The organism is Methylobacterium sp. D54C, assembly GCF_053345595.1.
Genome location: NZ_JBKFAK010000187.1, coordinates 1 through 309 on the forward strand (window position 1 = coordinate 1; position 309 = coordinate 309).

Here is a 309-nt window from a genome sequence, read left to right on the forward strand (position 1 = left end):
GGGCGATGGCGACGTGGACGCAGGCGGCCGCCTCGGCGGGATCGGCCGCCTCGAACTCGCCCCGCGCCACCCCGTCGCGGATGATCCGCTCGAACCCGGCGGTGATCCGGGCGACGTGGTGGCGGGAGACGTCCCAGCTCTCCGCCATCGCCGCCTCGATCATCTCGTGCAGGCGGGGAAACGTCTCGCAGCGCCGGGTGGAGCCGCGATGCAGGGCCTCGATCGCCGCCGCGAGGCGCGCGGTGGCGTCGAGGCCCGGCCGGTCGGCGATGCCGAGGATCACCGCCTCGCTCTCGCCGATCAGCCGCT

The 309-nt window shown here is 75.4% G+C and carries 1 pseudogene; it reads right to left on the reverse strand.

What is annotated here, in order from left to right:
- A pseudogene (locus ACLBYB_RS33095) lies at window positions 1-309 on the reverse strand (TetR/AcrR family transcriptional regulator); the annotation flags it as partial.